We start from the raw sequence: 4,563 nt of genomic DNA on the forward strand, positions 1-4,563 counted from the left end.
AAGGTGGAACCGTCCGGGCGAAGTGGGCGGTTCTTTCGACCGACACCTACACGTCGCGCATCTTTCCCGAGCTGCGTGGCGAGCAAGTGGTGCTGCCCTTCTTCCATGTTGCGACTGCGCCGCTGAGCCACAGCATCCGCGGCACGATCCTGCCCGAGGGGCACGGCGCGTGGGACACCCGCACCGTGCTGACCGCCTTTCGCACAGACAATGCCGGCCGCCTCATCGTCGGCAGCGTCGGCGCGCTCCGCGGCACCGGAACCGTGATCCATCGCAACTGGGCGCGGCGGCGTATCCGGGCGCTCTTCCCGCAGATCGGTGAGGTCGAGCTGGAGCATGAGTGGTACGGTCGGATTGGCATGACGAACGACCATCTACCCCGCCTTCACGCCCCAGCGGAAAACATGATCGCGCTGACGGGCTTCAACGGACGAGGCATCGCGCCGGGCACCGTGTTCGGCCGCGAGCTCGCCCGCCATATCAGCGGCGAGCTGCGGCTCGATGGGATGTTCCTGCCCGTGTCCCCGGCGCAGAACGCCCCCTTCCGGGCCATCAGAGAGGGCTACTATGAGCTCGGTGCGCAGATCGCGCATCTACCGCCGGCGCGCTAATACCCGTCGCGGGGCGCACAAGCTCGCGAGCTCGGCAGGCGCCACTACGGGATAAACGCACGATGTTCAGGTAGGTAACCCGTCATTGGAATTGCAAGCCTCGCCCTCGATCCCGCGCGCCTGCTCCATCGCAGAAGACATTTCGTATCGCGTGTTATAACTGGGGATGCTTCAGCCTGTGAGTGCTCGACGAGCTTGTGGCGCCGATGCAAGCCAGCGACTGAACGGGATCGCTATGCGTCCGATGCCAGGCACACCTTAAGCAGGACCATCGCCGCGCCCAAATCGCGCACCCGGAAGGCCGGGTAAAGGCCCAGCGCAACGCTGGCGGGCAGCGAAAATGATTCAAATGATGCAATAGCGGGAAGAACGCTCGCCTTCAGTCCCACCTTGAAAGAAAATCGAAGGGATCACTGCCCGAAATGCGCTCCAGTGGCCCAATTTCGAAGCTCCCTCTCAAAGCCCTTGCAAGCTGGTTATGCGCGAAGGAGGCTACGTGAACCACCCGCCCGAACAAAAGCCGGGGTATGAGAACCTCGGGCAGGTCAGACGGCGGCCCCGCACGGTGATCTTCCCACGGGAAATAATCGTACCAGCCCCGCCAGCCGTGCGGTGCGGACCTTTCGGCCTGCTCTTCCCGCGTCAGGCCGAGATAGCTGATTGAGATCACGCGCTGCACCTGCTCGTCACCGATCCGGTCGCGGTCAGCGAAGGTATAGAGCTGCTCGATGTAGCCCAGTGGATGACCGGTCTGCCGCTCCACCCAGGCTCTTAGCCCCGATTGCAAAGAGCGATGGTCGAGTTCAGATGGCCCGGACGGCAAGGCAATAGCCTGCCCGATGGTCAGGACGCGTGGCTCACCATTCGTCACGGCAACCACGACCGCGATCAGGTCCGCTTTGACGTCGTTGGCCTGGCGCCGGATCTGCGTTTCCTGGTTGGCTTTGCCTGATGGTCCATGATTCCTGAACTGGTTGGGCAGAGCTCTGCCGCCAAAGCGGCTGAACCGATTTAATGATTTTTCTACGATGACCGTAGGCGCGTCAACACCGCGCGCCGCCGCGATTTTAACTCTTCGCACCTGCACAAAAATGTGGCAAACGCGACAGCCGCGGTCGGTTTACCTCGGGGAAGGAGGGTCGATTGAGTGCGGTTGGGGATACCAAGGCGATCACACCGCCGGATATTCTCGCGCAAGGGTGGGATGCCGCTCGTCTGCCTGACTGCCTACACGACACCTGTCGCCCGGCTGTCGATCCCCATTGCGATGTGGTTCTGGTCGGCGACAGCGTCGGCATGGTTCTCCACGGCCTGCCCTCGACACTCGGCGTGACGCTCGAAATGATGATCATGCACGGCCAGGCCGTGCGGCGTGGCTTGCAGCAGTTGATGATCGTCGACATGCCGTTCGGCTCCTACGAGGAAAGCCCCGAGCAGGCTTTCCGCAATGCCGCACGCGTCATGGCTGAAACCGGTTGCGCGGCGGTCAAGCTGGAAGGCGGTGAGACGATGGCAGAGACGATCCGGTTTCTGGCCGAGCGCGGCGTGCCGGTCATGGGCCATGTCGGATTGACGCCACAGGCGGTCAATACCTTCGGCGGCTACCGCGTCCAGGGCAGAGGTGGTGATGCTGAGCGCGTCGGGAGCGACGCGCTTGCGGTGAGCGAAGCGGGCGCCTTCGCGCTCGTTCTGGAGAAAGTTCCCGAGGCGCTCGCCCGCCGGATTACCGCAGAGGTAGCGATCCCGACCATCGCATTGGCGCCTCGGCGGCTTGTGACGGGCAGATCCTTGTCGTCGACGACATGCTGGGCCTCTTCGGCGACTTCCGGCCCAAATTCGTCAAGCGCTATGCTGAACTGGGGGAGGCCGCTGCGGCTGCCATCGCGGCCTATGCGCGGGAAGTGAAGGAGCGCCGGTTTCCAGCCGCCGAGCACGTGTTTGCCGACGCGCCCAAGCCCGCCGACGCGGACGCCACAAACAGCGGAGAAACAGCGTGAGCGTGCCGATTGCCAGGAGCGTTGCCCAGCTTCGCGAAATCGTCGCCGCGTGGCGCCGCGAGGGTGCGAGGATTGCCGTGGTGCCAACAATGGGCGTCCTGCAGGAGGGCCATCTCAGCTTGGTGCGCGCGGCACTCGAGAAGGCCGACCAGGTGATCGGGACGCTCTTCGTCAACCGAAGCAGTTCAACAGCCAGGCTGATCTGGCCGCGTATCCGCGCACGGAGGAAGAGGATGCCACCAAGCTGGCGCCCCTTGGCGCGCACCTGCGTAGGGCTGTGCGGCGCGTTCCGCCCGGGGCATTTCGAGGGTGTGGCTATCGTGGTGGCAAAACTCTTCCTGCAGACGGGCGCCGATCTTGCCTTCTTCGGTGAAAAGGATTTCCAGCAGCTGCAGGTGATGGCGTCGCATGGCGCGTGATCTGGATATTCCGATCGACGTCGTTGCTTGTCCTACTGTTCGTGAACCTGACGGGCTGGCGCTCTCCTCGCGCAACGTGCGCTTATCTCCGTTAGAGCGGCAGGTAGCACCCAGGCTCGCCGCCATCCTCTTCGCAACGGCCGCACGCATCACCAGTGGAGCGCCGGTCGAAGCGACGCTCGACGAGGCGCGGTCCGCGATTGCTGCGGCAGGTTACACTCGGATCGAGTATCTCGAACTGCGGGCTGAGGGGGACCTCGCGCCGATTCAGACCCTTGACCGGCCCGCACGTTTGCTCGCGGCGGCGTGGCTCGGAGATACGAGGCTGATCGACAATGTCCAGATCCCATCCCGGTCAGGAGCCATCACACGCACAGCGGCTTGAGGCGGATCACGCCCTGCCAAACCTCGAACCGAGTGGGTGCGCGGGGCGAATTGGACTAAACCAAGCTCGCAGCGAGCTTTCAGTATTTGTCCACCCAGCTGGAACAAGAAGGGCGGCAGGATGTGTTGGCTTGAATCGTGCCTGATCTGCACTGAATTGAACCTGGTGGCAATTTGAACCTCGGCGGTCGACGGCGCTATTACATTGGCCGTCGACCCTATGATCCATGGGTGGAAACCTCATCCGTCGCAATGCACATTGGTGATTTGTAAAATGGACACAAAATCCGCTTAGCGCGGCGTCGACCAACGGCGCGCGTATAATCAGCGGCCGAATTAAGAAAATTGCCGAATAACATCGTTTCGCATCCGGATTAGCACAATCTCCGCGAACCCCGTGCCTTACTCTGTCCGGAGTGGCACGACTGTGGCCCGTTGTTGGCATGCGAAAGCGCTGACGCAGAAGCTCCTGCTGACCGAACTCACAAAACACCTTGCTTCGAACGGCTGAGTATAAACCGGACGAGGATAAAGATGATCACTCGCCTTTGCGTCCTCGTGAACTTCCAATTCGCACTCACGAGATTGTCGTTCTTGGTGGAGGATCGCGGGAACGAGCGTTGCGTTTCGTCTCATGTCGCGATCTTAGAGCAAAACACCTTACCTCTGGCAGTACCTGGCATGGGAGCTGCCCGTTTGGCGGGCAGCCTACATTGGGCGTGCAGATAGTCTTCTAAGAGTATGTTGCAAGACAGCACAAGAAACGAGATCTGAAATGAAGGTACTCGTCGCAGTGAAGCGGGTTGTGGATGCGAACGTCAAGGTCCGGGTGAAGGCTGACGGTTCGGCGGTGGAACTCGCCAACGTAAAGATGGCGATGAACCCGTTCGACGAGATCGCGGTCGAAGAGGCGATCCGGCTGAAAGAGGCCGGCAAGGCGGAAGAGATCATCGTTGTCTCGATCGGGCCGCAGCAGGCGCAGGAGACCTTGCGCACCGCGCTTGCCATGGGCGCCGACCGCGCTATCCTGGTCAAGACCGACGAGCAGACCGAGCCCCTGGGCGTCGCCAAGGTGCTGAAGGGCGTGGTCGAGGCGGAAAAGCCCGGTCTCGTCATTCTCGGCAAGCAGGCGATCGACGACGATTCGAACCA

The 4,563-nt window shown here is 62.1% G+C and carries 4 protein-coding genes and 2 pseudogenes; 5 read left to right on the plus strand and 1 reads right to left on the minus strand.

What is annotated here, in order from left to right:
• On the plus strand, positions 1-611 hold a 611-nt coding region (locus BLT09_RS33200), incomplete at its 5' end, for an NAD(P)/FAD-dependent oxidoreductase (RefSeq protein WP_139172732.1).
• 517 nt (positions 612-1,128) lie between these two features.
• Here BLT09_RS33200 and BLT09_RS33205 read toward each other — a convergent pair.
• Positions 1,129-1,571: pseudogene (locus BLT09_RS33205) on the minus strand (hypothetical protein); the annotation flags it as partial.
• A gap of 183 nt (positions 1,572-1,754) precedes the next feature.
• Between BLT09_RS33205 and panB the strand changes: the two are divergent.
• From panB to BLT09_RS33220, 4 genes and pseudogenes are all read left to right on the plus strand, one after another.
• A pseudogene (gene panB / locus BLT09_RS33210) lies at positions 1,755-2,608 on the plus strand (3-methyl-2-oxobutanoate hydroxymethyltransferase).
• Entirely contained in the window at positions 2,605-3,027 is a 423-nt protein-coding gene (locus BLT09_RS35630; protein WP_280141244.1) for a pantoate--beta-alanine ligase, read from the plus strand. Before panB ends, BLT09_RS35630 begins: the two are co-directional and overlap by 4 nt.
• Positions 3,017-3,412 carry a pantoate--beta-alanine ligase gene (locus BLT09_RS35635; RefSeq protein ID WP_268931335.1) on the plus strand — a complete coding sequence of 132 codons (396 nt, stop codon included), beginning with the start codon at positions 3,017-3,019 and terminating at the stop codon, positions 3,410-3,412. Before BLT09_RS35630 ends, BLT09_RS35635 begins: the two co-directional genes overlap by 11 nt.
• A gap of 774 nt (positions 3,413-4,186) precedes the next feature.
• A partial coding sequence (locus tag BLT09_RS33220; RefSeq protein WP_139172733.1) for an electron transfer flavoprotein subunit beta/FixA family protein occupies positions 4,187-4,563 on the plus strand: 377 nt, incomplete at its 3' end.

The organism is Mesorhizobium muleiense, assembly GCF_900099905.1.
In the GTDB taxonomy this organism is placed as follows: domain Bacteria; phylum Pseudomonadota; class Alphaproteobacteria; order Rhizobiales; family Rhizobiaceae; genus Mesorhizobium; species Mesorhizobium muleiense.